This is a genomic window from Vibrio sp. 1978, assembly GCF_033344345.1.
This window is the reverse complement of the sequence record NZ_JAWPOP010000769.1, coordinates 1-585: the sequence shown is the minus strand read 5'-3', so window position 1 is coordinate 585 and position 585 is coordinate 1. Positions and strand designations below refer to the sequence as shown.

The window sequence follows — 585 nt, the reverse complement described above, 5'->3', positions numbered from 1 at the left end:
GACACCACGTTTGTCAGACTTAAATTTGTTGCGGATATTACGAAGTTTAGAATTGATATTTAAAAGCATGTTTACCTCTATTTCCCTTGAATTAATCACTCATTTCGTGAACGAAGAAAATTTACATCAACAGAAACAATCACACCAATTAAGCTTTTTTATTTACATATAAGATGTTGTTATAAAAGTAATGAAATCCATTACATAATTTTTTATTATCCAAAATGATTTGAATTTAGAAGTAACACATTTAAAATAGTAAAATGAATTATATAAATTTTGCTTTATGGCTAACTTGCCTGGTTAATGTCTTACTCATATTCTATGGTGACATTCGTTATAGAATTGTGAAACATCGATTTCTTCTTATTATCTTTATTACTTCTCTACTTAGTTTGTTCTTTACTCCAGAACCACTAACCCAGCTTGCAGTGAGTTCCTCTGTTTTTATTTGTTTTTTTTTACTTTTGTTGATAAACATTGTAGGCGGCGGAGATGTAAAACTCATTGGCTCACTTTTCTTAGGAGTGAACGATAAATATATGTTAGCGGCAATAGTAGCGATAGGATTACTGGGTGGGGTTC

The 585-nt window shown here is 30.6% G+C and carries 1 protein-coding gene and 1 pseudogene; one reads left to right on the top strand and one right to left on the bottom strand.

Annotation, left to right across the window (positions count from 1 at the left end; translation table 11 throughout):
• Positions 1 to 69: pseudogene (locus R8N49_RS29005) on the bottom strand (Flp family type IVb pilin); the annotation flags it as partial.
• Between the two features lie 194 nt (positions 70 to 263).
• On the opposite strand from R8N49_RS29005, the gene R8N49_RS29000 reads away from it, so the two are divergent.
• A partial coding sequence (locus R8N49_RS29000) for an A24 family peptidase (RefSeq protein WP_318190687.1) occupies positions 264 to 585 on the top strand: 322 nt, incomplete at its 3' end.